The sequence below is a fragment of the Kosakonia pseudosacchari genome, from assembly GCF_900184035.1.
In the GTDB taxonomy this organism is placed as follows: Bacteria; Pseudomonadota; Gammaproteobacteria; order Enterobacterales; family Enterobacteriaceae; genus Kosakonia; species Kosakonia pseudosacchari.
In genome coordinates this window covers 1-1,609 of sequence record NZ_FXWP01000003.1, presented here as the reverse complement: position 1 = coordinate 1,609, position 1,609 = coordinate 1, and the positions used below count along the sequence as shown (strand labels likewise).

Below are 1,609 nucleotides of genomic sequence, written 5' to 3'. Positions count from 1 at the left end.
GCAGAACAGCTCCAACTCTGCCTCTGACATCGACTCCATCCAGGCTGAGGTTAACCAGCGTCTGGCGGAAATCGACCGAGTAACCAAGCAGACTGACTTTAACGGCATCAAAATACTGAACAATGATACTGCGAAAACTTTCAACTTCCAGGTTGGTTCCAAAGATGGTGAGACTATCGGTATCACCATGAATGATAGTTCCGGCTGGAACCTGTACTCTGCGACCGCTACTGCCGGTTCCGGTAATGCCAGCGTCAGCGGGACTGATCGTAAAATCAAAGTCAGTGGCTTCGACGTACTGACTGCAACCGGCACGTCAGGTACTACCACTACCGGTGCGCTGTCTACTATTGACGATGCTATCAAAGCGGTCGATACTCAGCGCAGCCTGCTGGGTGCGTCTCAGAACCGTTTTGAGTCCACCATCTCCAACCTTAACAACACCGTGAACAACCTGTCTTCTGCCCGTAGCCGTATTCAGGATTCTGATTACGCAACAGAAGTGTCGAACATGTCCCGCGCGCAGATCCTGCAGCAGGCTGGTTCTTCCGTACTGGCCCAGGCCAATCAGGTTCCGCAGACCATGCTGTCCCTGCTGCGTTAATCGCAGAATCCGTAATATAAGAAAAGCGCCGCTTGTCGGCGCTTTTTTATTGTCATCCCTACACCACCTCCCGAGGAGGTGGTGTATAGCCTGAAGAATGCCCATGCCGGAATATCTCTGCTTACTTACCGCAAGCAAGTAGAAGGAGACAAACCGACATGGGACTTTACAGGAATTCATCCCATGTATATTGGCGTTGCAAATACCACATAGTCTGGACGCCCAAGTACCGATTCAGGATCCTGAAAGACCGCAGCGCAATCAGGCTCTACAATCGTTTCCCACATATAAGAAAGAAGTTATGGGTTAATCACTTCTGGTCACGTGGCTACGTTGTAGATACTGTGGGGTGAACGATGAAATTATCAGACGATATGTGAGGCATCAGGAGAAAACGGAACAAACACATGAACAGAAAATGGAATCGCTAGAGTAGTAAGCGGAAAGTGACAATGGCTCCCTTACAGGGGGCCTTTTCAAAAGCCACCTTCTAAGATGGTGGTCTTTTACTGCAGCAACGAGTTCACCGCCGCAGAGGAAATGCTTTGGTATATAACAGGTTCAACGGATAACTTACGCGACATCAATAGCGTGGGTAGAAAATATATTTACGTTAGGGGTGTAAAATCGAAACGGTATGGTCTGTAAAAACGGGTATGCCATCTTTTTTAAGATGCTTCTAATTTAAAAAACAACTTTTTAAAAGGCGGTTTATTTTTTTTCGGTAAATTTTTCAATGCGTTGTCTTTTTTCTAGGAAATAATCAGCATTGGGGTAAAAAAGATCTAAAGAATTCGTTAACACCGTCGATAACTATTATGACGGTGATGAAGCCGCTGGCGCATACCGGAACTCACATATATTAATGAAGGATAAATATCATGGCTGTTATTAATACTAACACCCTGTCGCTGATGACCCAGAACAACCTGAACAAATCTCAGTCTTCTCTGGGCACCTCGATCGAGCGTCTCTCTTCCGGTCTGCGTATCAACAGCGCTAAAG

The 1,609-nt window shown here is 46.6% G+C and carries 2 protein-coding genes and 2 pseudogenes; all 4 read left to right on the top strand.

Features of this window, described 5'->3' with window-relative positions; all coding sequences use genetic code 11:
* On the top strand, positions 1-604 hold a 604-nt coding region (locus BN2591_RS00085), incomplete at its 5' end, for a flagellin (protein WP_086868033.1).
* Between the two features lie 158 nt (positions 605-762).
* A pseudogene (locus BN2591_RS24945) lies at positions 763-840 on the top strand (IS200/IS605 family transposase); the annotation flags it as partial.
* Positions 814-1,034: pseudogene (locus tag BN2591_RS00080) on the top strand (transposase); the annotation flags it as partial. The pseudogenes BN2591_RS24945 and BN2591_RS00080, both read left to right, overlap by 27 nt.
* A 451-nt stretch (positions 1,035-1,485) precedes the next feature.
* A partial coding sequence (locus tag BN2591_RS00075; protein WP_482793313.1) for a flagellin N-terminal helical domain-containing protein occupies positions 1,486-1,609 on the top strand: 124 nt, incomplete at its 3' end.